At 61.6% G+C, this 24,657-nt stretch carries 22 protein-coding genes; 13 read left to right on the top strand and 9 right to left on the bottom strand.

Features of this window, described 5'->3' with window-relative positions; translation table 11 throughout:
* Positions 1 to 36 precede the first annotated feature (36 nt).
* Together KJQ12_RS15695 and KJQ12_RS15690 are read left to right on the top strand one after the other, a co-directional pair.
* Entirely contained in the window at positions 37 to 708 is a 672-nt protein-coding gene (locus tag KJQ12_RS15695) for a response regulator transcription factor (RefSeq protein WP_213485764.1), read from the top strand.
* Positions 705 to 1,766 (top strand): sensor histidine kinase, encoded by a 1,062-nt coding sequence (locus KJQ12_RS15690; protein ID WP_213485762.1) that lies wholly within the window; start codon positions 705 to 707, stop codon positions 1,764 to 1,766. The genes KJQ12_RS15695 and KJQ12_RS15690 overlap by 4 nt, the downstream gene beginning before the upstream one ends.
* Before the next feature lie 51 nt (positions 1,767 to 1,817).
* Here the strand turns inward: KJQ12_RS15690 and KJQ12_RS15685 are convergent, their stop codons facing one another.
* Positions 1,818 to 2,108 carry a DUF6171 family protein gene (locus KJQ12_RS15685; protein WP_213485760.1) on the bottom strand — a complete coding sequence of 97 codons (291 nt, stop codon included), beginning with the start codon at positions 2,106 to 2,108 and terminating at the stop codon, positions 1,818 to 1,820.
* Between the two features lie 7 nt (positions 2,109 to 2,115).
* A complete protein-coding gene (locus tag KJQ12_RS15680) occupies positions 2,116 to 3,600 on the bottom strand; it encodes an alpha-N-arabinofuranosidase (protein WP_280529271.1) in 1,485 nt (494 codons plus the stop codon).
* A gap of 171 nt (positions 3,601 to 3,771) precedes the next feature.
* Between KJQ12_RS15680 and KJQ12_RS15675 the strand changes: the two genes are divergently transcribed.
* A complete protein-coding gene (locus KJQ12_RS15675) occupies positions 3,772 to 4,572 on the top strand; it encodes an AraC family transcriptional regulator (protein ID WP_213485758.1) in 801 nt (266 codons plus the stop codon).
* Positions 4,573 to 4,669: 97 nt separating this feature from the next.
* On the opposite strand, the gene KJQ12_RS15670 is transcribed toward KJQ12_RS15675, so the two are convergent.
* The 3 genes from KJQ12_RS15670 to KJQ12_RS15660 form a co-directional block, all read right to left on the bottom strand.
* The gene (locus tag KJQ12_RS15670) at positions 4,670 to 5,674 is read right to left on the bottom strand and encodes an endo-1,4-beta-xylanase (protein ID WP_015255604.1); all 1,005 of its coding nucleotides are present in this window, start codon (positions 5,672 to 5,674) and stop codon (positions 4,670 to 4,672) included.
* A 160-nt stretch (positions 5,675 to 5,834) separates the two neighbouring features.
* The gene (locus KJQ12_RS15665; RefSeq protein ID WP_213485757.1) at positions 5,835 to 7,007 is read right to left on the bottom strand and encodes a Gfo/Idh/MocA family protein; all 1,173 of its coding nucleotides are present in this window, start codon (positions 7,005 to 7,007) and stop codon (positions 5,835 to 5,837) included.
* A gap of 58 nt (positions 7,008 to 7,065) precedes the next feature.
* Positions 7,066 to 9,180: an alpha-glucuronidase family glycosyl hydrolase gene (locus KJQ12_RS15660; RefSeq protein ID WP_213485756.1), complete on the bottom strand. Its 2,115-nt coding sequence runs from the start codon at positions 9,178 to 9,180 to the stop codon at positions 7,066 to 7,068.
* Between the two features lie 124 nt (positions 9,181 to 9,304).
* Between KJQ12_RS15660 and KJQ12_RS15655 the strand changes: the two genes are divergently transcribed.
* Positions 9,305 to 10,111 carry an AraC family transcriptional regulator gene (locus KJQ12_RS15655; RefSeq protein WP_213485755.1) on the top strand — a complete coding sequence of 269 codons (807 nt, stop codon included), beginning with the start codon at positions 9,305 to 9,307 and terminating at the stop codon, positions 10,109 to 10,111.
* Positions 10,112 to 10,247: 136 nt separating this feature from the next.
* Here the strand turns inward: KJQ12_RS15655 and KJQ12_RS15650 are convergent, their stop codons facing one another.
* Positions 10,248 to 11,810: a response regulator transcription factor gene (locus KJQ12_RS15650; protein WP_213485754.1), complete on the bottom strand. Its 1,563-nt coding sequence runs from the start codon at positions 11,808 to 11,810 to the stop codon at positions 10,248 to 10,250.
* Positions 11,811 to 12,168: 358 nt separating this feature from the next.
* Between KJQ12_RS15650 and KJQ12_RS15645 the strand changes: the two genes are divergently transcribed.
* Both KJQ12_RS15645 and KJQ12_RS15640 read left to right on the top strand, forming a co-directional pair.
* Positions 12,169 to 13,458 carry an endo-1,4-beta-xylanase gene (locus KJQ12_RS15645; protein WP_213485751.1) on the top strand — a complete coding sequence of 430 codons (1,290 nt, stop codon included), beginning with the start codon at positions 12,169 to 12,171 and terminating at the stop codon, positions 13,456 to 13,458.
* 48 nt (positions 13,459 to 13,506) lie between these two features.
* Complete coding sequence (locus tag KJQ12_RS15640; protein WP_213485726.1) at positions 13,507 to 14,667, top strand: family 8 glycosyl hydrolase; 1,161 nt, start codon at positions 13,507 to 13,509, stop codon at positions 14,665 to 14,667.
* 74 nt (positions 14,668 to 14,741) lie between these two features.
* Here the strand turns inward: KJQ12_RS15640 and KJQ12_RS15635 are convergent, their stop codons facing one another.
* Positions 14,742 to 15,887: a cation:proton antiporter gene (locus tag KJQ12_RS15635; protein ID WP_213485877.1), complete on the bottom strand. Its 1,146-nt coding sequence runs from the start codon at positions 15,885 to 15,887 to the stop codon at positions 14,742 to 14,744.
* A gap of 226 nt (positions 15,888 to 16,113) precedes the next feature.
* Here KJQ12_RS15635 and KJQ12_RS15630 point away from each other — a divergent pair, with 226 nt between their 5' ends.
* The 4 genes from KJQ12_RS15630 to KJQ12_RS15615 are packed head-to-tail and all read left to right on the top strand — an operon-like array spanning position 16,114 to position 20,075.
* Positions 16,114 to 17,571 carry a spore germination protein gene (locus KJQ12_RS15630; RefSeq protein WP_213485724.1) on the top strand — a complete coding sequence of 486 codons (1,458 nt, stop codon included), beginning with the start codon at positions 16,114 to 16,116 and terminating at the stop codon, positions 17,569 to 17,571.
* Positions 17,572 to 17,586: 15 nt separating this feature from the next.
* The gene (locus KJQ12_RS15625; RefSeq protein WP_213485722.1) at positions 17,587 to 18,780 is read left to right on the top strand and encodes a Ger(x)C family spore germination protein; all 1,194 of its coding nucleotides are present in this window, start codon (positions 17,587 to 17,589) and stop codon (positions 18,778 to 18,780) included.
* Positions 18,777 to 19,856 carry a GerAB/ArcD/ProY family transporter gene (locus KJQ12_RS15620; RefSeq protein ID WP_213485721.1) on the top strand — a complete coding sequence of 360 codons (1,080 nt, stop codon included), beginning with the start codon at positions 18,777 to 18,779 and terminating at the stop codon, positions 19,854 to 19,856. The genes KJQ12_RS15625 and KJQ12_RS15620 overlap by 4 nt, the downstream gene beginning before the upstream one ends.
* Positions 19,857 to 19,862: 6 nt before the next feature.
* Positions 19,863 to 20,075, top strand: a complete 213-nt coding sequence (locus KJQ12_RS15615; protein ID WP_213485719.1) for a hypothetical protein — start codon at positions 19,863 to 19,865, stop codon at positions 20,073 to 20,075.
* Here KJQ12_RS15615 and KJQ12_RS15610 read toward each other — a convergent pair.
* Positions 20,072 to 20,587 carry a VOC family protein gene (locus tag KJQ12_RS15610; protein WP_213485717.1) on the bottom strand — a complete coding sequence of 172 codons (516 nt, stop codon included), beginning with the start codon at positions 20,585 to 20,587 and terminating at the stop codon, positions 20,072 to 20,074. The genes KJQ12_RS15615 and KJQ12_RS15610 overlap by 4 nt on opposite strands.
* Before the next feature lie 102 nt (positions 20,588 to 20,689).
* On the opposite strand from KJQ12_RS15610, the gene KJQ12_RS15605 reads away from it, so the two are divergent.
* A complete protein-coding gene (locus KJQ12_RS15605) occupies positions 20,690 to 21,523 on the top strand; it encodes an AraC family transcriptional regulator (protein WP_213485715.1) in 834 nt (277 codons plus the stop codon).
* Between the two features lie 28 nt (positions 21,524 to 21,551).
* Here KJQ12_RS15605 and KJQ12_RS15600 read toward each other — a convergent pair whose 3' ends face one another.
* Positions 21,552 to 21,890, bottom strand: a complete 339-nt coding sequence (locus KJQ12_RS15600) for a c-type cytochrome (protein ID WP_213485713.1) — start codon at positions 21,888 to 21,890, stop codon at positions 21,552 to 21,554.
* A 151-nt stretch (positions 21,891 to 22,041) separates the two neighbouring features.
* Between KJQ12_RS15600 and KJQ12_RS15595 the strand changes: the two genes are divergently transcribed.
* Both KJQ12_RS15595 and KJQ12_RS15590 read left to right on the top strand, forming a co-directional pair.
* Positions 22,042 to 23,454: a spore germination protein gene (locus KJQ12_RS15595; protein WP_213485711.1), complete on the top strand. Its 1,413-nt coding sequence runs from the start codon at positions 22,042 to 22,044 to the stop codon at positions 23,452 to 23,454.
* Complete coding sequence (locus KJQ12_RS15590) at positions 23,451 to 24,650, top strand: Ger(x)C family spore germination protein (protein ID WP_213485709.1); 1,200 nt, start codon at positions 23,451 to 23,453, stop codon at positions 24,648 to 24,650. Before KJQ12_RS15595 ends, KJQ12_RS15590 begins: the two co-directional genes overlap by 4 nt.
* Positions 24,651 to 24,657: the final 7 nt, after the last annotated feature.

Here is a 24,657-nt window from a genome sequence, read left to right as displayed (position 1 = left end):
TAAGGGCGTAGATCAAACCGAAGTGGGGGAGATGCGGTGATCGATCTGTTGGTGGTCGAAGACGATGCCAATACCCGGAAGCTGCTCTGCGCCTTGCTTGAGCGGGGAGGCTACAGGACTCATGTGGCCGCGAACGGACTGGAGGCGCTGGACCTGATGGAGAAGCGCCGCTTCGATCTGATTGTGCTGGACCTGATGATGCCGGGAATGGACGGTTACCGGTTATGCGAGGAATTGCGCGGCGCGGGGGACACCATTCCGATCCTGATGCTCACGGCGGCCCAGGATATCGAGGACAAGCGCAACGGTTTCCTGGCCGGCACGGACGATTATTTGACGAAGCCGTTCGACGAACAGGAGCTGCTGCTCCGGATCAAGGCGTTGCTGCGGAGGGCGCGGATCGCCAGCGAGCGCAAAATTGTCGTCGGCGGCACGACGCTGGATTACAACGCGCTGACGGTAACGAGGGGAGATCTGGAGATCACGCTGCCGCAGAAGGAATTTTTCCTCTTGTCCAAGCTGCTCAGTTATCCGAACAAAATATTTACCCGGCTGCAGCTGCTGGAGGAAATTTGGGGACCGGACACGACGGATGATCACACCTTGAACGTTCACATCAACCGGCTGCGCGACAAATTCAGGAACAATCCCGATTTCGAGATCGTGACGGTGCGCGGTCTGGGATACAAAGCGGTGAAGCGGAGTTGAAATCGAACCGGAGGTTCGGGACGAAAAAAATATCGCTGGCCTTCTCCCTGGTCGCCCTCGTCTTTCTCGTAATGGTGCTGTCCGTCGCTTCGGCCGCCCTGCTCGCCTTCCTGCTGAAGCGGGCCGGGCTGATCGATCTGAACCAGCCGGATTCGTATCGCGGCATATACGTCCTGCTGTACATCAGCGTCTTCATGGGCGTTGTCATCGCCGCGCTGTTGAGCAGGCGGTCCGTGAAGCCGATCCGCGACATGATGGAGGCGACCGACCGGGTGGCCAAAGGCGATTTTTCCGCCCAGGCGACGGTGAAGGGAAGCGTCGTGTTTGAACTGGACAAGCTGGCCGCCAGCTTCAACAAGATGGTGCGGGAGCTGCAAGGGATCGAGACGCTGCGCAGCGATTTCGTGCGCAACTTCTCCCACGAGTTCAAGACGCCGATCGTCTCCATCAGCGGCTTCGCAAAATTGTTGAAGCAGGGCAATCTCAGCGAAGCGGACCGGCAGGACTACCTGGATCGCATCATTCAGGAATCCGAGCGGTTGGTGGAGCTGTCAGCCAGCATTCTGAACTTGTCGAAGGTGGAGAACACCGAAATTTTGCGCGAGAAGACGGTCTTTCGTCTGGACGAGCAGATCCGGCTGGCGATGCTGATGCTGGAGCCGAAGTGGAGCGCCAAAGCGCTGAAGCTCGATATTGCGCTGGTCAAAGTCGATATCGTCGGCAACAAAAACCTGCTTCAACAGGTATGGCTCAACCTGCTCGACAACGCGATCAAGTTTACCGACGAGGGCGGAACGCTGCGAATCGCCCTTTGGAGAGACGGCCGGGAAGCCGTCTTCCGGCTTGAAGACAGCGGCTGCGGCATGAGCGAAGAAACGATGCGGCGCATGTTCGACAAGTTTTACCAGGGCGACCCGTCCCGCTCGAAGACGGGGAACGGATTGGGACTTGCCATCGTCAAGCGGATCGTCGACCTGAGCGAAGGGACGATCGAGGCGGACAGCCGGCTCGGACAAGGTTCGGTGTTCACGGTCAGGCTGCCGCTGGGCACGGGCTGACGAACAAACGGCACGGGGGTGTTCCCCGTGCCGTTTCATTCTCCGCCCGCCTCAAGCTCCCGCTTCCGTGTACCGCGTCCAGCGCGGCGCGCCGGGAGCCGGGCAGGCGCGGTCTTTCAGCTTCGCGACGATCGGAACGATGCAGCCGCAGACCGCGCATGTATGGCCGCCAATCAGCTTCGGACAGGACCGGCAGAGGTCCAGCCGCATCTCATAGACGTCGTCCGGCACGCACAGCCCGCTTGATTCCGCGAACATCGGCGCGGCGAGCATCGCCCGGATGCGTTCTTCCGACACGTGCGCGTCAGACCTGCAGCCTCTGCACGGGCGTTCCGCCGTCATCCGCCGCTCACCCCGCCGTCAGCTCAAGCACCGTCACGGACATCGGCGGCAGCGATGCGTTCAGGTGCCCGCCCTCGAGTTTGAAGTCGCGGAACGGGGCCGGTTTCACCCGCTCGGGCTCGTCGAACGTGTTGTGCCCGTCGATGCGGTCCGACGTCAGCGTCGTGCCGGTTGCGCTCACGCCGCCGTTCAGGCCGCGCAGCTCGATGTCCACGCTTGCTCCGGTCTCGAAGTCCAGATTGCACAGACTGATGTGGATCTTGCCGTCCGCCGCGCGGGAAGCGGAGACCGATACCTTCGGCAGCTCGCCTTCCGGACCCGTGCGCTCCACAGACTCCCATGTATCGAGCAGTTCCGCATCCTGATGCACCTTGAACATGTTGAACACATGGTAGGTCGGCGTCAGCAGCATCCGCTCGCCCTCCGTCAGGATGACGGATTGCAGCACGTTGACGAGCTGGGCGATGTTCGCCATCCGGACGCGGTCGCAATGGCGGTGGAAAATGTGCAGCGTCGCGCCCGCGACAAGCGCGTCGCGGATCGAGTTCTGCTGATACAGGAAGCCCGGATTCGTGCCCGGTTCGACGTCATACCACGTGCCCCATTCGTCCACGATCAGATCGATCCGCTTGTCCGGATCGTAGACGTCCATGATGGCCGAATGCTTCGTGACGAGCTCGTCCATGAACAGCGCCTTCTTCAGCGTGACCCACCATTCATCCGTCGTGAAGCCGGTCGCGGGTCCTTTCTTCTCCCAGGGGCCCGGAACGGTGTAATAGTGCAGCGACAGCCCGTGCATGAACGGCGCGGCCTGCTTCATCAGCACTTCCGTCCAATGGTAGTCGGCCGTGTTCGCGCCGCACGCAATCTTGTGCAGCTTGTTGTCGCCGTAGTTGCGCAGATACGTCTGGAACTGGCGGTACAGATCGGCGTAATATTCCGCGCGCATGTTGCCGCCGCAGCCCCAGTTCTCGTTGCCGACGCCCCAGTACTTGATGCGCCACGGCTTCTCCCGTCCGTTCTCCCTGCGCCAGTTCGCCATCGGCGATTCGCCGTCGAACGTAATGTACTCGACCCATTCGGACATCTCCTGCACGGTGCCGCTGCCCACGTTGCCGCTGATGTACGGTTCGCAGCCGAGCAGCTCGCACAGCATCATGAACTCATGGGTGCCGAAATGGTTGTTCTCGATGACGCCGCCCCAGTGCGTGTTCACCATCCGCTTCCGCTTCTCCCGCGGGCCGACGCCGTCTTTCCAATGGTATTCGTCCGCGAAGCAGCCGCCCGGCCAGCGGAGGACCGGAATTTTCATCTGCTTCAGCGCCTCGAGCACGTCGTTTCGGATCCCGTTCGTATTCGGAATCGGCGAATCTTCTCCGACCCACAGCCCTTCGTAGATGCATCGCCCGAGATGTTCCGAGAAATGGCCGTAAATGTTGCGGTTGATCGTGCCCTTCACCCTGTCGGCGTTTACGACTACCCGGCTTGCCACGTTCATCGCTCCTTCATTTTGCTGAAAGATTATCTTCCGCGGGCCGTGCAACTCTCATATTCGAATCCCCGCGACTCTTGTCTTCACTAATCATTGTAAAGGTTTGATCGCATTGGTGAAATGATCTATCATAATCAATAACTGATCTTTCGTCTTCAAGGCGGTGGCGCGATGTTCCAGATGAACCGGTGCGGCTACAACGTCGTCCATCCGGAAGGCATCGTCATCGACCGGCCGCACGGCTCGGGCGATTATCTGTTCCTGTTCTTCCGCAGCCGCATGTGCGTCGAAGCGCAGGGAGAGCGCTTCCTGACGGACAAGAACACCTGCATCATTTACCGCAAAGGAAGCCGGCAATACTACCATGACATCGAACAGCCGATGGTGCACGACTGGTTCCATTTTGACGGCGAGGATGTCGAGACGTTCTGCCGGAAACTGAATCTGCCGCTGGACACGCCGATGAAGGTGCATGAACCGGTATATGTGTCGCGGAAAGTGAGCGAAATCCAGGAAGCGCTGGTCCAGAACGGGCTGTACCGGGACGAGATCATCGACGCGACCGTCCGCTGCCTCCTCATGAAGCTCAGCGACATCCGCAACCGGATCGAGCCGAACAAGCCGGTCAGCAAATATTACGATCTGCTCGTGTCGCTGCGCAACGACATATACAGCAACCCGTCCGTCGCCTGGACGATCGGCGATCTGGCGGCCCGCGTCAACATGAGCCGGTCCTATTTCCAGAAGCTGTACAAAGAACTGTTCGGCATCTCCGTCATGAACGACATCATCCACAACCGGCTCGAATACGCGATGTACCGGCTGAAAAACACGTCCGACAGCATCCGCGACATCGCCGCACAGTGCGGATACGAGAACGACGTCCACTTCATGCGGCAGTTCAAGAAGTACATCGGCCTCACGCCCGGCGAATTCCGCTCCGGAAGGGCAAAAACAACCGTCCGGGCGTAACGCGGCGGTGCTCACGAATCTGAGCCCGCGGAACGGCAACAGCCGGTCCGTCCGTTTCTCCGGAACAGACCGGCTGCGATTGCCGGTTTCCGCCGGCTCAAGCTTCAGCGCCCGCCGTCCGCACGACGCGCCGGAACGCCTCCTTCGGCCGGTGCTGCGCGTCGAACAGCAGCGGCCAGTTGCGCCGCCCGCGCACCGGGAAATAGCTGAGCCACGTATAATCGTCCGCCGCGCCCCAGAACGTGACGCTGCGGATGACGTCCCGGTATTCGCGGTAAAGCGAGAACAGCTGCTCGTACAGCTCCGCCTGCCGCTCCACCATTTCCGCCGTCGGCTCGAGCAGATCGGTTCGCCGGTCATCCCAGGCGTAGACGGACATGTCCAGTTCCGTCACATGAATGACCAGGCCGAGCTCGGCGTACTTCTCGATCGCCTCGCGCACCTCGGCGATGGACGGCGACGCCAGATTGTAGTGCCCCTGCATGCCGATGCCGTGGATCGGCGCGCCCTGCTCTTTGAGCCATTTCACGAGGCGGATGATCTTGTCGCGCTTCGCGGGATTGCATTCGTTGTAGTCGTTGTAGAACAGCAGCGCGTCGGGATCGGCCTCGTGCGCGTACTCGAACGCGCGGACGATGAATTCCGGCCCGACCATGTCGTGCCATTTCGACGCCCGCAGCCACTGTTCGCCTTCGTCGGCGACCGCTTCGTTCACGACATCCCAACAGTAGGTCCGCCCTTTGTACCGGCCCGCCACCGCATGGATGTGGTCGCGCATGCGCCGGAGCAGCGTCTCCTTGCCGGCGGGACCGCCGCCGGGCGCTTCGAAGAACCAGTCCGGCGTCTGGTTGTGCCAGACGAGCGTGTGTCCGCGCAGCTTCTTGCCGTGCTTCGCGGCGAAATCGGCAATCTTGTCCGCCTGCTCGAAGGTGAAAACGCCTTCAGACGGCTGCGTATTAATGGGCTTCATCTCGTTCTCCGCCGTGATGCTGTTGTACTGCGCCCTGAGCAGTTCCGCCGCGCTGTCCACCGTCCGGACGTTCACCGCCGCGCCGATGTCGAAGTCGTCCTTGAAAACTTCCCACAGTTTGAGTTCGGCCATGCCCGGTTCACCTCGCTGATTGTTGTTTGATAGGATTTCACAGCCGCATCCGCAACCCGGACTGCCGGGCGTCGCATGCGGCCGGGTTCCCCATGCGCTCAACCTTCATGCGGTACACTGCCGCGGCATACCGTTGTTCTTCGGCATGCCGCGGCACCCGTTATCGGTAATCGCTGCCGGTCGTAATGTCGCCGGATGGCGCAAAACCTTCGACCGAGCGTTTCTTCTCGTAAAACTTCACCGCCCGGGCCAGAATTCCTTCGCGGGTGTAGAACGGATCGTCCGGCGCAAGCGGCAGCCGGACCGCCTGACCCGTCGCGCCCGCTTTGTAGACGGCGGTGATGAACTCGAGCGTCCGCCGTCCGTCCTCGCCGCCGATCAGCGGCTTCCCGCCGGTCCGGATCGCGTTCAGCACATCGGCGTATTGTCCGGCGTGGCCTTCGTGCTCAAGATCCGGAATGGCGTCATAAGCTTCCTGAAGCTTCCGTTCCAGCTCCGGATTCGGCTCCGGGAAGCCGTTCGGCTTCGCGATTCCGGCCTTCGGCCGCCAGGGCGCCGAGATGCGTGCGCCGCTGCATTGGAAGACAAGCTGCTGTTCCTCGCCGTGATGGACGACGGAGCTGGTGAGCTGGCCGAGCGCCCCGTCCGCATAGCGGAAAATCGCGACGGACAGATCCTCCACTTCCGCGTTGTCATGCGCCGTGTTCGCAAGGTACGCCTGCACTTCCACGGGCATGCCGGCCATCCAGAGCATCGCGTCGATATGATGAACGGCGTGATTGATCGTGCAGCCGCCGCCCTCCTTCTCCCATGTTCCGCGCCACCAGAGATCGTAGTAGCTGTAGCCCCGCCACCAATGGGAATCGACCTGCACATGCAGCAGTTTGCCGGCGAGCCCGGAATCCAGCATCCGCTTCAGCTTCATGAGCGGCGTGCGGAACCGGTTCTGGGCAATGACCGACAACACCTTGCCGCTGTCCGCCGCGGCGGCCAGCATCCGGTCGCATTCCTCCAGCGAAGCCGCCATCGGCTTCTCGACGATGACGTGCCGTCCCGCGCGCAGGAACAGAATGGCGAGTTCCGCATGCGTGTAGGGCGGCGTGCAGACGGACGCGAGATCGAAGTCGAGATCGAGCAATTTCTCCGCATGATCTGCCACGACAGCCTGCTCGAGCCCGAAGCGGGCTTTGAGCGCTTCGGCTTTTTCCGGCACAATGTCGCACAAGGCGACAATCTCCCATTGCCCGGGAAATGATGCACAAGCTTCGACATGCGCCGGAGCGATCGCGCCGCAGCCGATCAACGCGACGCGGACGGGATGGTTGGCCGACATGTTCTCATCCTCCTTGGGGCGGCGTATGGACAATCGGCGAACATGCGCGCGGCGCCCTTCAATAGATCTTGCGCCCGCGCGCATCCGGTATGCCGGATTTCCGCCAGAAATAGGTGTTGATGACGTCGCGCCATTCCTTCGCGTGTTCCGCCTGCTCCTCAAGCCGTCTCAACACTTGCAGGAACCGGCCGGTATCGATCCGGCCCTTCAGGCCGGACCACCGCTCCACCAGCCCGCGGGCCTGCTCGGCGCCCTCGAAATGCGTGTCGTAGATATGCTGGATCACCGTCTTGCCGGAATGCAGCCGGTGCGTGTACGGCACATGGTGGAAGAACAGCAGCAGTTCATCCGGGCACTGCTCAAGCGATTCATAGATCTCGGAGTGCGGCTTGTGGTACTGGGCCGTAAAGCCCGTCCCCGTCTTCACCGTCCGGTCGACGCCGATGCCGCGGCAGTCGGCGAAGTGGTACGTCCCCCACTTCGAATATTCGTATCCGTCGACGTTCGGACCGTAGTGGTGTCCGGGATTGACCATCCAGCCGACGCCGAGCGGCGCCGTATAGTTCTCGTAAATGCGCCAGGAGTCCAGCAGCATCTCCGCAATCGTACGGACCGTCTCGGGATCGCCGCCGAACGTCAGCCGCACCCATTCATCGGTGATGTCTTCTGCGGACAGCTCCGGATTCCACGCCAGCCGGCCGAATCCGTACAGATTCGCCTGCGCCAGCAGATGGCCGGTCCAGTTCGGATCGTCGCCGATGTTGGAGACGCCCGCGATGCCGCCCGTCTCGCGACCGAACGCGCTGCCGCTTGCGATGCGCGCCACGGTCGTCCCTTCGCCGCAGGCATAAGTGTCGAAATCGAGCACTTCCTTCCATTGCGGCACCAGGTAGCAGAGGTGGCGCTGCTGGCCCGTGTACTCCTGCGTAATCTGCAGCTCGAGCATCTGGTTCGTCCGCGTGAGGCCCCCGAACAGCGGCGACACGGGCTCGCGCACCTGGAAATCCATCGGCCCGTTCTTGATCTGCAGCAGCACATTGTCCTTGAAGCGGCCGTCGAGCGGCACGAAATGGTCATACGCCGCCTTCGCCCGGTCCGTCGTCCGGTCGCGCCAGTCCTGCAGGCAGTTGTAGACGAAACAGCGCCAGATGACGATGCCGCCGAACGGTTCCAGCGCCTCGGCCAGCATGTTCGCGCCGTCCGCGTGGTCCCGGCCGTAGGTGAACGGCCCCGGCCGGAATTCGGAATCGGCCTTCACGAGGAAGCCGCCGAAGTCCGGAATCCGGCGGAAGATGGCTGCCGCGCGCTCGCGCCACCACGCGCGCACCGCCGGATCGAGCGGATCCGCCGTCGGCAGGCCGCCGGCCTGGATCGGAGCGGCGAAGTTGATGCTGAGCATGAGCCGGATGCCGTATTCGCGGAAAATGTCGGCCGTCGCCGCGACATCGGGCAGCAGTTCGTCCGTGATCAGCTTCGTTTCCGTTTCATGCACGTTAACGTTGTTGATCGTCAGCGCGTTGATGCCGATCGATGCGAGCAGCCGGGCATAATCGCGGACGCGCGTCTTGTCCGCAATAAATTTTCCATCACGGAAGAAAATGGATTTCCCCGCGTAACCCCGCTCGATGCTGCCATCCATATTGTCCCAATGATTGATCATGCGCAGCGGATTGCGCGGGCGATCCGCGATATCCAGTTGCTCGAGAGCGCGATCGTTCAGGCTGCCGATGGACGCGAGCCGGAGAAAATGGAATGCGCCGTACAGCAGCCCGCGCGCCGTGCCGCCCGCCAGCAGCACCGCCCGGACGTCTCCCCGGCGGACGGTTCGGATGACGAAACCATCCGCATGCAATGCCCCGGCTTCTTCTCCGGCAAGCAGCCCGAGGCCGGCGGCGCGTTCCGCCGTCGCGACGACCAGCGCCCGCCCCGCGCCGGTCGTGTCCGCTGCGTCCGCATCCGCGTCGAGCACATCCGTGACGACCGGCTCGATGCCGAGCAGCGACGCCAGCGCCGCCGTCAATTCGCGCCGAACGGTGTGGAACAGACCTTCCCGCTCCGGCATCACGATCCGGCGGCACCAGCCGGTCAGCACCCCGGCCTGCCTCTCCGGCAATCGGTCGTACCGGAGCCAGGCATCGTAACCGGTGTCGGAAGTGGCGTTCGCGACGGACATGAATGAATCCTCCTTATGTACGCTAAGTGATGACCCGTGATAGGATAGTTGCAGGAACCTTTGCTGCGATCCGTATTCCGCACATGAACGCGTCAGCAAGCCGAACGAAGGAGGCTCAGTGCCCATGGCATTGTCCCAATACGATCATCTGGTGCCCGAAGTGGTGCTCTTTGTCGACCGGCGCTGTTACCCCGACTGGAAAATCATCCGGAGGCCGATCGATTTCCATGACCTGACCTTCGTCGTCGGCGGCAAGGCCGACTACTACGTCAACGGCGTAAAACATACCGCCGAAGCCGGCAACCTGATCTACATTCCGCCGGGGTCGATTCGTGAAGCGAATACCTATGCCGACTCGCCGATGCATTCCTACGCGTTCAATTTTCTGTGGCTGCCCCCGAACAACGAGACCCGGCTGCCGCTTGCGACCATCACGAAGTTCCGGCTTACGGGACCGCTGCTGGAGCAGATCAAGGCGTTCAACCAGATCTGGATGAGCAAGCAGCCCGGATACAAAATGCAGGCGCGCGGCCAGTTTCTTCTGATCCTCCACCGGCTGCTCGTCACGGCGCTGCACCGGACGGAAGATCTGGCCCCCGATCCGCGCATCGAGCGGATGAAGGCCTACCTCGCCGAGAACTACGCCGAAGATCTCGACATCGGCCGGCTGGCGGAGCTCGCGGGCCTGCACCCGGTCTATCTCGGCCGGCTGTTCAAACAGCAGACCGGCGTTTCCTTCCGCGCGTTCCTGAACACGATCCGCGTCAACAACGCCGAAGCGATGCTCGCCGCCGGCGGCTTCACTGTCAGCGAAGTGGCCGAACGATGCGGCTTCAAGGACGTCGCGTACTTCAGCAACGTGTTCAAAGCGGTCAAAGGCTACCCGCCTTCTTCCATCGCAGCGAAGGGATGGACGCCTGAAAAAATTTAAACTCTTATATCGTAAAAACAGAACGCCGAAGCGTTCCGTTTCCCTTTCATTATAGGAATGAAGCACCGTGAACCGCCATAGAAGAACAATAGAACATTTGTAATTTTCCAATATGTTTTTTTGTTCCGGTGCTTCTTCATGTTTTCGACGTCAGGGCGGTGCGGTATTCCTTCGGCGTCATGCTCACGACTTTCTCGAACTGCGCCGCGAAATACTCGGGATTGCTGAAGCCGACTTCCGCCGCGATCTCGTAGATGCGCATATCCGTCTGGCGGAGCAGCCGCTTCGCTTCCTGGATGCGCAGATCCAGCAGAAAATCGTTGAAATAGACGCCGTACGTTTTCTTGAACAGCTGCCCCAGGTAGACCGGGTTCATGTAGTATTGCTGCGCGATGACCTTCAGGCTGATGTTCTCGCGGAAATGGCGCTCGATGTGCTGTTTGATTTTGTGGATCGAGCCTTTCGCCTTTTCTTTGCGAAGCTCCGCCATGTAATCCGACGCTTCTTCGACGAACGCTGCCGCAAGCCGCTTGAGCCCCTGCAGCGTCATCGGCTTTTCCTGCCATCCGGCGAGCGCCGTGCAGCCGGCCAGCGCCTGTTCGTCGCCGTCCATCGCCTGCACCGTCCGGTTGACGGCCCGGATCAGCCGCGCAATCGACGCCGCGACCGCGTCCGGAGCGAACCGTGACGAGCGGAACGTGTCGAAGATTTCGTCGAGCACCGCTTCCGCCGCGTTGGCATCGCGCTCTTCCATCGCGTGAAGCAGCCGGTCGAACAGATCGGACGGCAGCTCCGTCCGGACGAGCGCCAGGCCTTCCGTATCCTTGCCGGACAATACGGCCTGCCCGTCAAGCGCATATTTGTAATCCATCGTCTGCTTGGCGGACCGGTACGAGCGATGGATCTGTTCCGGCGTCCCGGCCGGCTTGCCCACATACAGGCGCAGGACGCCGCCGCGCAGCCGGACGGCCTGCCGCAGCTTCTCCGCCGCCGCTTCCCACGATTGCAGGCTCTCGCCGAGCGGGAGCAGCAGGCCCGCGGTCCACTCGCCGTGCTCGTGCAGCAGCGGTTCCCGGCCGCCCGTCAATGCGGCCGCCGCCCGGATCAACTCCGCCTTCCAATGACCCGCGTCGGCGGATTCCGTGTCAGCCTCCGCGCCGACATCGTTCACTTCCGCAATGATGTAGCAGAGCTCACGGCCGGCGGGAAGGCCGAGGGCGGCCGCCGCGCCGGGGATGTACGGCTTATCCAGCCTTCCCGTCAGCAGGCTCTCGAGCAGCGACAGATGCAAGGCCGGATGTCCCGCTTCCAGCAGCTGATCCCGCTTTAACGATTCAGCAACACGCTTCAGCGTGTCCTCCAGCTCCGCCTCGTCGATCGGCTTCAGGATGAAATCCTCCACGCCGAAGCGGACCGCCTGCTGGGCATACTTGAAGTCATTGTATCCGCTGATGATGATGAATTTCGGATTTCCGATCTCCTGCTCCTTGACCGTCCGGATCAGCTCCAGACCGTCCAGCACCGGCATGCGGATGTCGGTCACGACGAGGTCCGGCTGCTCGTCCCTGATCATCTGGAGCGCTTCTTCGCCGTTCTCCGCTTCCGCCACGATCTCGAATCCAAGAGAGTTCCATGGTATCAAGCCGCGAAGTCCCGTGCGCGCGAAGACTTCGTCATCGACGAGCAATACTTTGTGCATGACCGTTGCTCCTTTCGCATCGTTGCATTTGCTCGTTTGCGCAACTTCGCATGCGCGCTCTTCCCCGGTGTTCGGCAGAACGTCGATTTCGCCGGATACAAATATCCGCCTGGTTAAAAAGTAGATTCCCTCACAATCTGTAACCGCTTACATCCACAAAAGTTTCGCCCATGCCGTTTTCTTTTCAGTTTACAGAAATGAACGGGTGGACGGAACTTGAAAAAATATAGTTTTCATAGCAAAAATTTAAGACTCAATTTACATCCCGGGAAAATCATTGTACATTTCATTCAACAGATTTCCAACTCCTAATTTCTGTTTCACAGGCATGATGTCAGTGATCCGGAGGGGCGGTAAGATGAGGCAAGGCGGCAGAACGAAAGCCGCGCGCAGCGGCGCGGCGCTCCTCGCGGCCGTATTGCTGCTGCTGGCGCTCGGCTGCTCGGCGCGCAATGCCGGAGAGCCGGATGCTGCGGCAAGCGGCCCGGTTATGGAGGAAGAGGCGGGCAGCGGCGGTCAGACGCGGGAGAACGCCGATGCGGAGAGCGATGCGGCGGCCGAGGAAGAAGAGGCCGCAGCTAAGGTTGAACCGACGGAACCGGCCGTCCAGACCGATATTCCGTCGCTGGCCGAAGCGTATGCCGACGATTTCCCGATCGGCGCGGCCATCACGCCGGAACAGACGGAAGGTCCCATGGCCGAACTGCTGAAGAAGCACGTGAACATGCTCGTGGCCGAAAACGTCATGAAGCCGATGCTGCTGCAGCCGACGGAAGGCCAGTTCCGCTTCGAGCAGGCCGACCGGATCGTCGAGTTCGCCAGGGAGAACGGCATGCAGCTGCGGTTCCACACGCTCGTCTGGCATCAGCAGACGCCCGCCTGGTTCTTCCATGACCGGGAAGGCAAACGGATGACGGACGAGACCGATCCCGCGAAGCGGGAGGAGAACAAGAAACTCTTGCTCGAGCGGCTTGAGAACCATATCCGCGTCGTCGTCGAACATTTCAAGGACGACATCAAATCGTGGGATGTCGTGAACGAAGTGGTCGAGCCGTCGGACCCGGGCGGCCTCCGCAACAGCGAATGGTACCAGATCGCGGGAATCGACTACATCGAGACGGCGTTCCGCGCCGCGCGCGAAGCGGCCGGTCCGGACGCGAAGCTGTACATCAACGACTACAACACGAACGAACCGGCGAAGCGCGACCGGCTCTACGAGCTGGTGAAGGAGCTGCTGGACCGCGGCGTGCCGATCGACGGGGTCGGCCATCAGACGCACGTCAATGTCGATTGGCCGTCCGCCGATTCGCTGATCGAGTCGATGCGGAAGTTCGCCGGGCTCGGCCTCGACAACATCGTCACCGAGATGGATATGAGCATTTACGCGTACAACAACCGCAGCGATTACGGCGACGACATTCCCGAGGCCGTGATTCAGAAGCAGGCCGACCGGTACCGCGAATTTTTCGAAGCGTTCAGGGACAACCGGGACCTCGTGAGCGCCGTCGTCTTCTGGGGGATCGCGGACAGCCACACGTGGCTGCACGATTTCCCCGTTCAGGGCCGGACGGACGCGCCGCTCCTGTTCGACAGGCAGCTGCAGGCCAAGCCGGCGTTCTGGGCCGCCATCGAAGCGGCGAAGTCTTGACGCACTTGAACATGACACATTTGAATTCCACTGGAGGAGCATGCCGAAATGACGGAAGCAAAGCAAGGAGCGTTTCATACCGGACAATACCGCAACGTCATAGCAGAGTACGGACTTGCATCGGAACAGGAAGCCGCGGGGCGGCTGCAGGACACATGGGATCAGCTGTTCGGCGAGGACGGCGATCATGCCGAGACGCGCATTTATTATGAAGCCGGTCCGGATATGGGCTACCTGCTCGATACCGGCAATCTCGACGTCCGCACGGAAGGCATGTCGTACGGCATGATGATGGCCGTGCAGATGGACCGCAAAGATATTTTCGACCGGATCTGGCGCTGGGCGATGACCTACATGTACATGACGGAAGGCGAGCATGCGGGGTATTTCGCCTGGTCCTGCCTGCCGGACGGTTCGCGCAACTCGAACGGCCCCGCTCCGGACGGCGAAGAATATTTCGCGCTCGCGCTGTTCTTCGCTTCGCACCGCTGGGGCGACGGCGAAGGCATCTTCGATTACGGTCGCCAGGCCCGGGATCTGCTCCGCACCTGCCTGCACAAAGGCGAGGACGGCGTCGGCCGGCCGATGTGGAACCCGGACAACAAGCTGATCAAATTCATCCCGAACTGCGAGTTCACCGACCCGTCTTACCATCTGCCCCACTTCTACGAACTGTTCGCCCTGTGGGCTTATCCCGAAGACCGGGCGTTCTGGCGGGAAGCGGCGCAGGCGAGCCGGGCATTCCTGAAGACCGCCTGCCATCCCGTCACCGGCCTGGCGCCCGAGTATGCGTTCTATGACGGAACGCCGAACCATGTGCGCGGTTTCGGCCATTTCTTCAGCGATTCGTACCGCGTGGCGGCGAATATCGGACTCGACTGGGAATGGTTCCGCGCCGACCCGTGGAACGTGAAGGAAGCGAACCTGATCCAGGCGTTCTTCGCGGACAAAGATCCGGCCGATCTGCGCCGGTACACCATCGCGGGCGAGCCGTTAGACGAGCCGGCCCTTCATCCGACCGGCCTGATCGCGACGAACGCGATGGCGTCGCTGGCGGCGGACGGCCCGCATGCCCGCCGGGCGGTCGAGCTGTTCTGGCGGACGCCCGTCCGCACCGGCAATCGGCGCTATTATGACAATTGCCTCTATTTCTTCGCAATGCTGGCGCTGACCGGAAATTACCGGATCTGGATGCCGTCCGGGTCGTAACGCACCGCTGATACCAATAAAAGCCGGCCATTAAGCCGGCTTTTTGTCATCCTTGCTCTTGCGAACCGAAAGGTTCAGGTCCGCTCGACCGCGCCCTTCGGTTCCCGGAGCGTCCATTTCAGCATGGGCGGCGCGGCCAGCGTCGTGAAGACGACGACCAGAATGACCGTCGTATAGAGGTCAAGCGGCACCAGCCCGTTCCCGAGTCCGAGCGACGCGATGATCAGCGCCACTTCCCCGCGCGACACCATGCCCGAACCGATAATCAGGGAGGACTTCCGGTTGAAACCGGTGAGGCGGGCGCCGAGCCCGGCGCCGATCAGCTTCGTCAACACGGCGAGGACGGACAGGACGATGAGCTCCAACCATTGTTCGGACAGACCGTCGAACGAGACATGCAGTCCGATGCTGACGAAGAAGACCGGAACGAATACCGGGTAGGCGATCCGCTCGACCCCCCGCTCCACCTTCTCCTTGAACTCGGTGCGGGACACGGCCAGTCCGGCGGCGAACGAGCCGATGATGCCGGCCATCCCCGAATATTCCGCGGCGAAGGCCATCAGCAGCACGATGACGATGGCCGCGCTCAGCACCGGCTCGGTAACCGACAGACGGGCCGATTGCCGGAGCAGGAACGGAATGCCTTTCCATACCATCAGGACGACCACGACGGTGAACGCAACCATCAGGCCGATCACCGTTGCGAGGCTGACCCCGCCGGACGCCAGCAGGCCGAGGACCACGGCCAGCCCGATGACGACCAGGATGTCGTCCGCAATGGCGGCGCCCAGCACCGTCGTCGCTTCCCTGCCGCCCAGTTTCCCCAGCTCGCGGAACGTCTGGACCGAAATGCTGACGGATGTCGCCGACAGCAGCAGCCCGAGGAAAATGGCATGTGCGGAATCGAGTCCGAACGACAACCCGACGGCGTACCCCCCCAGCAGCGGAAACAGGATTCCACCCGTCGCCACCGCCAGCGAGGACGTGCGGTTCTCGTTCAACATCTTCAGGTCGGTCTCCATGCCGGCCAGAAACATGAGCAGCAGCACGCCGATTTCAGCGAATACCTCGACCCAATGGGACGACTCCACCCATCCAAGCACGGCCGGCCCGACGAGGACACCCGCCAGCAGCTTGCCCAGCACGGAAGGCTGGCCCAGACGAATCGCCAGCTCCCCCGCAAGCTTTGCTGCCGCCACGATGATGGCAAGCTGCAGCATGGCCTCCAATATAAAATCCAAATCGTTCCTCTCCTTCCATAATTTATCCTAATACAAAGAGAAGCCCGTCGGTGACAGGCTCCTCCCAAATCTTCCGTATGAAGTTTTCGCGCACGGTGAAGATTATAGATTACCTCGTCCTGACAGTCAAGAAAGCGGTTGACGCCTTCTCCAAGGGAGACGGCCCCGCCGCGCGCACGGAACAATGTCATCCGGAGGTCCGGCGATGGGAAGAAGAACAAAAGGCCGTTCGATCGGTTCCGATCTGGCCGGCGACATCCAGACGATGCTCGGGTCTCCCCCGGATCTGGTCTGCCGTTCCCTGATCCCGGACGGGGACCGCATCGTGCAATGCATCTATCTGGATTCGCTGGTCGACAAGCGGACCATTGACGAGTTCATCGTAAGCTCCGTTCAGCAGAACACGTTCGCCGAAGGACCGGCAGCTTCAGGCAACCAGTATATTCAAGAACTGCCGTTCACGGCGCCGTATGAAACCTTGCGGCAACAGGTGTTGCAGGCGGTTATCACCGGCAAATGCGTGCTGATCGACGCCGTGCGGGAACGGCTCTGGCTCATTGACACGTACAATGCGCCGGGCCGCCAGGTCGATGAACCAAGGACCGAACCGACGATCCGCGGTCCTTACGAAGGGTTTACGGAAAACATCCGGATCAACATCGGCCTGATCCGCAAGCGCATCGCCAATCCGTCGCTCCGGTTCGAACAGATGACGATCGGCAGTCAGAGCGGTTCGACCGTCATGATGGTCTATATGGAGAACCTCGCACCGGAAACGCTTGTTCGGGAAGTGAGAAGCCGGCTGGCGGCCATCCGGACGGACAGCGTGCTGGAGAGCTCCTATGTGGAAGAGTACATCGAGGATCGGATTCTGACGCCTTTCCCGACGCTGCTGAACACCGAGCGGCCGGACAAGACGGCCGCCCACCTGCTGGAAGGCAAGGTGGCCGTCATGGTGAACGGCACGCCCTTCGTCCTGATCGCGCCGCTCACATTCCACGAGCTGTTCAACTCGGCCGAAGACTATTATCAGCGGGCGGACATCGCGACGTTCATCCGCTGGATCCGGCTGATCTCGTTCTTCGCCGCCGTCTTCGCGCCTTCCCTGTTCGTCGCCGCCACGACGTTTCATCAGGAGTTGATCCCGACTGAACTGCTCATCAGCCTGTCCGCCCAGCGGGAAGGCGTGCCATTGCCGGCCTTCCTGGAGGTCTTGCTGATGGAGATCGTGTTCGAGATCATCCGGGAAGCGGGGTTGCGCATGCCGAGGGCGGTCGGACAGGCGCTGTCGATCGTCGGCGCGATCGTCCTCGGACAGGCGGCCGTGGAAGCCGGGCTGATCTCCGCCGCGGTCGTCATCGTCGTCGCGGTGACCGGCATCACCAACTTCGTCGTGCCGGTGTACAGCTTCGGCATGTCGCAGCGGCTGCTCCGGTTTACATTCATCCTGCTGGCCGGGTTCATGGGGCTGTTCGGCGTCCTGTGCGGCGCGCTGTTCCTGCTCGCCCATCTGGTGTCGCTGAAATCGTTCGGCGTCCCGTACCTGACCCCGCTCGCGCCGGCCAACAAGGACGACTGGCGCGATGTACTGATACGCGCGCCCCGTCCCTCGATGAAACCGAACCTTCTCCCCGCGTCCATCCGGCGGCTGAAACGAAAGTAACCGGGAGGAATGGGCATGTCACGCCGACAACGCGCCGCGGCGGCGGTCCTCGCGCTGTGCGCGGCACTGCTGACATCCTGCTGGGACAAAGTCGAAATCAACGAACTGTCGCTCGTCAGTCTGGCCGGGCTGGACCGGGATCCGGAGAGCGGCATCTATACGGTTTACCTGCAGGTCATCAACCCGGCCACCGGCGCCTCCGCCCAGGGCGCCCCGGGAGGCGAGCAAGCTCCCGTCTATACTTACACGGCCAGCGGCAAATCACCGGGAGAAGCGCAGGCGTCCTTCTACAATGTCCTGCCCAGAAGAATGTTCCTCCATCACGCCAAGGCCGTCCTGATTTCCGAACGCGCCGCCAGGCAGGGAATGCGGGATTTCTTGAATTTCTCCGAACTTCAGCCGGACGCCCGGACTTCCATCCCGCTGCTGGTCGTCGACGGTTCGATCGCCGAAGTGATGCGAACATTCACCCCCCTGGAGCGGAACCCGGCGGATTCCATCGTTTCCCGGCTCGACCTGATGTACGATTTCACGCTCAAGGCCGGCCGGAGGATCGAACTCCGGGACGTCATCGAGCGGGTGGAAAGGGAAGAAATGGTCGTCATCCCGATCGTCGCCGCGACATCCAAGACAGGCCATCTCAACAGCTTTGATGTCAATGCGGAGATCGACGCGAACCGGAACCAGCTCAGGGTGAGCGGCGGAGCGGTCATCCGGGATTACCGGATGGTCGGCCGCCTGAACGAGGGCGACCTGGTTCTGTATCACGTGCTCACCGGCGAAAAAGGGCGGTTCGTGCGGCGCTTTCCGTTTCGCGGCGAGCACATCACGGTGATCATGAAGACCAAGCGCATGGAGCGGCGGCTGGACTGGCAAGACGGCAAGCCCGTCGTCCGGATCCGGCTTCAGTTCGAGTTCTCCACCATCGCCATGAAAGAATATTTTCCGCAGACGCTGGATGAGCTCAAAAAGCTGGAACAGCATCTGAACCAGGTCTTCGCCGAAGAGCTGAAAACCTTCGTGGACAAAACCCGCAGGAAGGGCTGGGATCTGCTCCGCATCCGCAGCCTGCTGCACCGAAAGGCGCCGAACCTTCCGGATCCGGATCAGGCGGCAAGCGAGGCGGAGATCAAGATCGAAGTCGAGACCCGGCTCAGGGGAATGGGCAACCTGGGCGGACTCTATGACGGAGCAGGGGGAGAGCCATGATTTCTCGCGCGCAGTTCTATCTGCTCACGGTAAACTTCACACTCGGCACCACGCTGTTCGTGACCATCAACGAGATCATACAGCGAGGCAAACGGGACGCCTGGCTGATGCCCCTGTGGGCGGGCGCATACGGCATGCTCGCCGCGCTGCTGTGGATTCTGCTGCTCAGGTCTTCCCCGGGCAAAAGTCCGGTCCAGATCGCGCGGGAGGCCTGGGGACCCGCGGGCGTGATCGTCGGCATTCTCTATCTGCTCTGGTTCTGCATGATCGGCGCATGGGCGCTGCGCAACGTGAGCGACTTCATGAACGTGACGATCATGCCGAGAACGCCGCCTTCGATGTTCCATGTCATGTTTCTGCTCGTTGCCAGCTATACGGTGGTCCAGGGAACGGAAACAATCGGGCGGCTGAACGGGATCGTCACGCCGTTCCTCGTCTTTCCGTTCTGGACCATTCTGATGCTGGCGACGGTGGATTGGGACTGGGAACGGTTGCTGCCCGCGTTCCAGAATCCGTGGGAGATCTTCCGCTTCACGTCCCTTATGGGCTTTCCTTTCATGGAGACGTTCGCGCTGATGATGCTCTATCCGAAGGTCCGGTCGGGAGCCGCGGGCGCCCTGCTGCTCGGCTTGGCCAGCGCGGCGATGTCGATCAGCCTGGTGGTGTTCATGGTGACCGGTCTGTTGGGACCGGAACGCGCGGGCCGGATCAATTATCCGATCTATACGGTCGTCCAGGAAGTGGAATTCGGCAAAATCATCGTCAACATCCATTCCGTGCTGATCGTCATCCTGATCACGCTGATATTCATCAAACTGCTGGTGCTGCTCTATGCGGCATTCGAAACGATCCGTGAATTGTCCAGGCCGGCCGCCCGCTGGCCGCATCTCGTGGCGCTCTCCATCCTGCTCTCCGCCGCCGCCGTCGTCATCTATGAGAACCCGATCCAGAACCGGATATTGAGTAACAAGATCACGTTCGCCTATGACAGTTTCTATACGATTCTCATTCCTTCCCTGATGCTGCTGTCCTTGCGCATCAGACGCGCAATCCAAAGCCGCGGCCGAAGGAGTTGACCGTACATGTGGGTGCTGTACATCGTGCTGGCGCCGACCATCGTCCTGCAGGCGGCCTGGCTGATCCGCAAAAAAATGTACAGGGACACCGCCGTATTCGCGGCGGTATCCCTGTCCGGGTTCGGACTCTGGGCGAGCATCGCGTCCGGACGCCCGATCATCCTGAACGCTCTGATCGGACGGATCATCGACGCGGCGATATCGCTCCTCTCCGGCTAGTTGAAACGCTTGCTCCACTCGCTTACTCTGCGGATACTTTCCTCCTCGGACAAATCCTCGATGCGCGACATGATCGTCCAGCGGACGCGGAACGGGTCCAGAATGCTGGCGTAACGGTCCCCGGAGACAAAATCCATGGCTGGCTCGCGGACCACTGCGCCGTGTTCGACGGCCAGCTCCACCACCCGGTCGACATCCGGCACATAGAGGCCCAGCGAATAGCAAGCCGTGTCGTCTCCCGGCGGCAGCACCGTCTTGAACTGGGGTGTCGGCGCGCCGAGCTGCAGATAGCCGTTGCCGAAATCGATCTCGGCGTGGACGATCACGGCATCATCGCCGCTGCCGAAAGAGGTGGCGTTTTTCAACTTGGCGCCGAATACCGCTTCATAGAAGGCGATGGCTGCGGCGGGGTTGTCCACGATGATGAACGGTGTGATGGCGGTGTACCAATTCGGCGTGCCGTTTCGGGTATATTGCCCGGTGACGCCCTTGCGGCCGGTCTGTTCGGACATCTCGATTCCTCCCATATTCTGTGATATGTTCATGGTAGGCCATCGGCCGACCGATGTATTGTAAAAAGGCGACAGGTCATCGGAAGAGAACGGGGGATGCGCATGAGACCGAAACAAGACGGCGGTTCGACCCGCGGCATCGTGCACGCGGCCGCCGGCCTGGACAAGTTCTCGCTCAACCGCTACGTACCGTGCGCCGAACTTCAGCCGTTCATCGAGCATTACTGGATCGTCCGCTACAATCTTCCCCCCGGCGAGTCGTACACCCAGCGGATCTTGTCCTATCCGAATGTCCACCTCGCGTTCGAGCACGATGTCGACGGACGCCGGGCGCTCATCTACGGCGTCACGAAGCGGCCGTTCGTGCGCGTGCTGCGCGGAGCGTGCCGCGTGCTGGGCGTCAAGTTCCGCGCGGGCTGCTTCCACCCGTTCTGGCGGGACGATGTCTCCCGCCTGACCGGGAGGACGATTCCGGCAGCCGATCTGTTCGGCCCGGCGGCTTCCGGATGGATGGATGCGGTGCTGGACGCGGGCGATGACGAAGCGATGGCGCGGCAGGCGGAGGACTTCCTGCTCGCGCGCCTGCCCGGTCCCGACGCGCAGGCCGAACAGGCGGCGCGCATCGTGGAGCAGGTGATGCGCGACCGATCCGTCGTCCGGGTGGAGCAGCTCTGCGAGCTGACCGGGCTGTCGATCCGGCAGCTGCAGCGCCTGTTCCAGCGCCATGTCGGGGTCACGCCGAAATGGGTGATCCGCCGGTTCCGGCTGCAGGAAGCGGCGGAGCGGATCGAGAAGGACGCCTCGACGTCGCTCACGGAGCTGGCCTTGCAGCTCGGCTATTTCGACCAGGCGCATTTCATCAAGGACTTCAAGGCCGTCCTCGGGCAGCCGCCGGCCGCCTACCGGCAAGCGGCGGTCGGCCCGGCAAGCCGATAAAGCAATGACAGCGGACGCTTGTCCGCTGTCATTGCTTGTCCAGCCAATCGATGATCGCCCCGATCTCGTCATCCGTCAGCCGGTCCCTGAACGCCGGCATGGTGTTCCTGCCGTCCCGGACCACGGCGATGAACTCTTCCCTGCTCATCCGCTCCCCGACATTCCGCAGCTCCGGGCCGAAGCCCCCTTCCAGTTCGCCGCCATGGCAGGACATGCACCGGTTCATGTACAGCCGCTCTCCTTCGGCTGCCACCCGGTCCGCCTCGTCCGCCTTTCCCTGCCCCGTCCCGTTCCCGCCGCCTCCGCCGCATGCGGTCAGTCCGACGGCGAGCAGAAGCAGAGCCAGCCATCCTTTTCTTCCCGCCATTGCCGTCTCCCCCTTGTCCATGGCTCATTTCCACGTATTATACGGCACATGTTTCCACTCGGCAAACGAGCATCTTGTGAACGCGGCACCTTGGATAAAACACGCCCCGCATGCAAACAATGGAACCAAACGCACACGGCAGGGGATGGCGATGAAACTCTCCAATCATTTGCGGGAAAATCTGCGGCGGCTGCGCGCCGTCTACAGCGATTGCGCCGACGTGGTCTTCCATGACATGGTCATCGGCGGCCACACCCCGGCCATGCTGGTCTATATTGAAGGCCTCATCCGGCTGGAAGAGCTCGACCAGCATGTCGTCGCGCCGCTCCGGGACGGTCCCGGCCCGAACCCTGCGCTGCAAGATATCCGGAATCAGACGACCGTCGCATCCGTGCAAACCTGCGGCACGATCGAAGAAACCGTGGAGAAGATCTCCGGCGGAAATCCGGTGCTGCTCGTCGAAGGCCAGAACGCGGCGCTCGTGTTCGGCCTGTCCTCCTGGGAGCAGCGCTCCGTCGAGGAGCCGACGGCCGAATCGGTGCTGCGCGGGCCGCGCGAAGGCTTCATCGAGACGATGCGGACGAACATCGCCATGCTGCGGCGCAAGATCCGGAGCCCGAAGCTGAAAGTCGTCACCCTCCACATCGGAACCTGTTCCAGAACCCCGGTCGCCGTCATCTATATCGAGGGTATCGCACAACCGTCCCTGGTTCGGGAAATCATGAGCAGGCTGAATCGGATCGAGATCGAGGATGTGCTGGAGACCTCGTACATCGAGGAATGGATTGAAGACAACCGGTATTCCCCCTTTCCGCAGCTGCTCAGCACGGAGCGTCCGGATGTGGCCAGCGCTTATCTGATGGAGGGCCGCGTCGTCGTCATGGTCGACGGAACGCCCACCGTACTGATCGCGCCGACGACGTTTTTCTCCCTGCTGCAGACGCCGGAGGACTACTACGAGCGGTATGTGGTCGGCACGGCGATTCGTTGGCTGCGGTATTTCTTTCTTGCGATCTCGCTGCTCGGCCCGTCCCTGTATGTGGCGGTCGTGACGTTCCATCAGGAGATGATTCCGACCACCCTCATGCTCACGATGGCGCGGTCGCGGGAACAGATCCCGTTCTCCGCCCTGATGGAGGCCATCCTGATGGAGACGATGTTCGAAGCGCTGCGCGAAGCCGGCGCCCGGCTGCCGAAGCAGATCGGCTCGGCCGTCAGCATCGTCGGCGCCCTCGTCATCGGCCAGGCGGCGATCTCGGCCGGCATCGTGTCCGCGCCGATGGTCATGGTGGTGGCGATCACGGGCATCGCATCGTTCATGGCCCCCCGCTTCACCATCGGCATTCCCATCCGGCTGCTCCGATTCCCCATCATGTTCCTGGCGGGCATGATGGGTCTGCTCGGCATGATCCTCGGGGTGATCATCATCCTGAATCACATGCTCAATCTCCGCTCCTTCGGGGTTCCTTATATGTCGCCGCTCGCGCCGATGAAAAACAGCGGGCTGAAAGATGTGTTGTGGCGGGCGCCCCGCTGGATGCTGAACAGGAGAGGCAAGCGATGAGGCGAAAGCGGAAAGACATGCTTGCGAACGGGCGGAGAACCGCGCCGGCATTCCTGTCGCTGCTCGTCTGCGCGTTCCTTCTTGCCGGCTGCTGGAACGCGCGGGAAGTGAACGATCTCGCCATCATTACGGCGACCGGCGTGGATCTGACGGAAGACGGGCAAATCGAATTGTCCGTGAAGATCTATCTGACATCGCCGAGCGGCAGCGGCTCGATGTCGGGTCAGCCCGACGGCAACAAGGGAACATCGGTCGTCCGCTCCGTGACGGGCATCAACATGGCGGATGCGGCCTCCCGGCTGCAGAAGAAGATATCCCGCAAAGTGTTCTGGGGACAGGCCGATGTGTTCTTGTTCGGCGAGCGCATGGCGAGAGCGGGATTGGAGGCGCCGATGGACTTCCTGATGCGGCACATCGCGTCGAGGGAACGCGCCCACGTGTTCGTCTGCGACGGTCCGGCGAAAAATGTGCTGCTGCTCTCTCCGTCGATCGAACGCTCGGTCGCGGACGCGCTCGTCCACATGGCCGAACAGCAGACCGGACTGAACATCACAATGATGGATCTGGCGCAGATGCTGATCAGCAAATCGAAGGCGGCGGTTCTGCCGATCGTGGTTATCCGCGAGGAGCAGGGCGAAAAGCAGTCCTTCCCGTATATCCAGGGAGTGTCGGTCATCAAGAACGGCAAGATGATCGGGCGAGTGAACGAGGACGTCACCCGGGGCATCATGTGGCTGCGCAATGAGATCAAGCAGGCGACCGTGACCGTCTCGCCGGAGCAGTCCGACGGGTACGTCTCGCTGCATCTGCACCGCAGCCAAACGCGGCTGATCCCGAAGATCGAAGGCGGGCGCTGGATCATGACCGTCCGGATCACCGGCCAGGACGACATCGTCGAAAACACGTCGGATCTGGATCTGTCGGTTCCGGACCATATCGGGAAGGTGGAAAAGGAACTGGAGAAAGTCGTCAATACCCGCGTCAAGATGGCGCTTGGGCAGGCCCAAAAGGAATTCAAAGCCGACATCTTCCAGTTCGCTGACAACTTCTACCGGAAGTACCCGAAAATCTGGGAAGCGAACGCGGACCGTTGGGACGAAATTTTCCCGGAAGTGGAAGTCCGGCTGGAGACGGACTTGCGGATCGCTAGACCGGGTCTGATCGGCAAGAACTTTTTCAGGCAGGAGCAGAGGTGAGCCGCGC

Source organism: Thermobacillus xylanilyticus (assembly GCF_907165215.1).
Taxonomy (GTDB): Bacteria; Bacillota; Bacilli; order Paenibacillales; family Paenibacillaceae; genus Thermobacillus; species Thermobacillus xylanilyticus.
Note: the sequence above shows the minus strand (reverse complement) of the source record. Positions and strands in the feature narration are given on the sequence as shown.

Bases quoted from the DNA above. Each gene is read 5' to 3' on its own strand.
- KJQ12_RS15685 (WP_213485760.1), bottom strand. From the start codon at position 2,108: ATGACGGCGGAACGCCCGTGCAGAGGCTGCAGGTCTGACGCGCACGTG.
- KJQ12_RS15675 (WP_213485758.1), top strand. From the start codon at position 3,772: ATGTTCCAGATGAACCGGTGCGGCTACAACGTCGTCCATCCGGAAGGC.
- KJQ12_RS15670 (WP_015255604.1), bottom strand. From the start codon at position 5,674: ATGGCCGAACTCAAACTGTGGGAAGTTTTCAAGGACGACTTCGACATC.
- KJQ12_RS15665 (WP_213485757.1), bottom strand. From the start codon at position 7,007: ATGTCGGCCAACCATCCCGTCCGCGTCGCGTTGATCGGCTGCGGCGCG.
- KJQ12_RS15660 (WP_213485756.1), bottom strand. From the start codon at position 9,180: ATGTCCGTCGCGAACGCCACTTCCGACACCGGTTACGATGCCTGGCTC.
- KJQ12_RS15655 (WP_213485755.1), top strand. From the start codon at position 9,305: ATGGCATTGTCCCAATACGATCATCTGGTGCCCGAAGTGGTGCTCTTT.
- KJQ12_RS15650 (WP_213485754.1), bottom strand. From the start codon at position 11,810: ATGCACAAAGTATTGCTCGTCGATGACGAAGTCTTCGCGCGCACGGGA.
- KJQ12_RS15645 (WP_213485751.1), top strand. From the start codon at position 12,169: ATGAGGCAAGGCGGCAGAACGAAAGCCGCGCGCAGCGGCGCGGCGCTC.
- KJQ12_RS15640 (WP_213485726.1), top strand. From the start codon at position 13,507: ATGACGGAAGCAAAGCAAGGAGCGTTTCATACCGGACAATACCGCAAC.
- KJQ12_RS15635 (WP_213485877.1), bottom strand. From the start codon at position 15,887: ATGCTGCAGCTTGCCATCATCGTGGCGGCAGCAAAGCTTGCGGGGGAG.
- KJQ12_RS15630 (WP_213485724.1), top strand. From the start codon at position 16,114: ATGGGAAGAAGAACAAAAGGCCGTTCGATCGGTTCCGATCTGGCCGGC.
- KJQ12_RS15625 (WP_213485722.1), top strand. From the start codon at position 17,587: ATGTCACGCCGACAACGCGCCGCGGCGGCGGTCCTCGCGCTGTGCGCG.
- KJQ12_RS15620 (WP_213485721.1), top strand. From the start codon at position 18,777: ATGATTTCTCGCGCGCAGTTCTATCTGCTCACGGTAAACTTCACACTC.
- KJQ12_RS15615 (WP_213485719.1), top strand. From the start codon at position 19,863: ATGTGGGTGCTGTACATCGTGCTGGCGCCGACCATCGTCCTGCAGGCG.
- KJQ12_RS15610 (WP_213485717.1), bottom strand. From the start codon at position 20,587: ATGTCCGAACAGACCGGCCGCAAGGGCGTCACCGGGCAATATACCCGA.
- KJQ12_RS15605 (WP_213485715.1), top strand. From the start codon at position 20,690: ATGAGACCGAAACAAGACGGCGGTTCGACCCGCGGCATCGTGCACGCG.
- KJQ12_RS15600 (WP_213485713.1), bottom strand. From the start codon at position 21,890: ATGGCGGGAAGAAAAGGATGGCTGGCTCTGCTTCTGCTCGCCGTCGGA.
- KJQ12_RS15595 (WP_213485711.1), top strand. From the start codon at position 22,042: ATGAAACTCTCCAATCATTTGCGGGAAAATCTGCGGCGGCTGCGCGCC.
- KJQ12_RS15590 (WP_213485709.1), top strand. From the start codon at position 23,451: ATGAGGCGAAAGCGGAAAGACATGCTTGCGAACGGGCGGAGAACCGCG.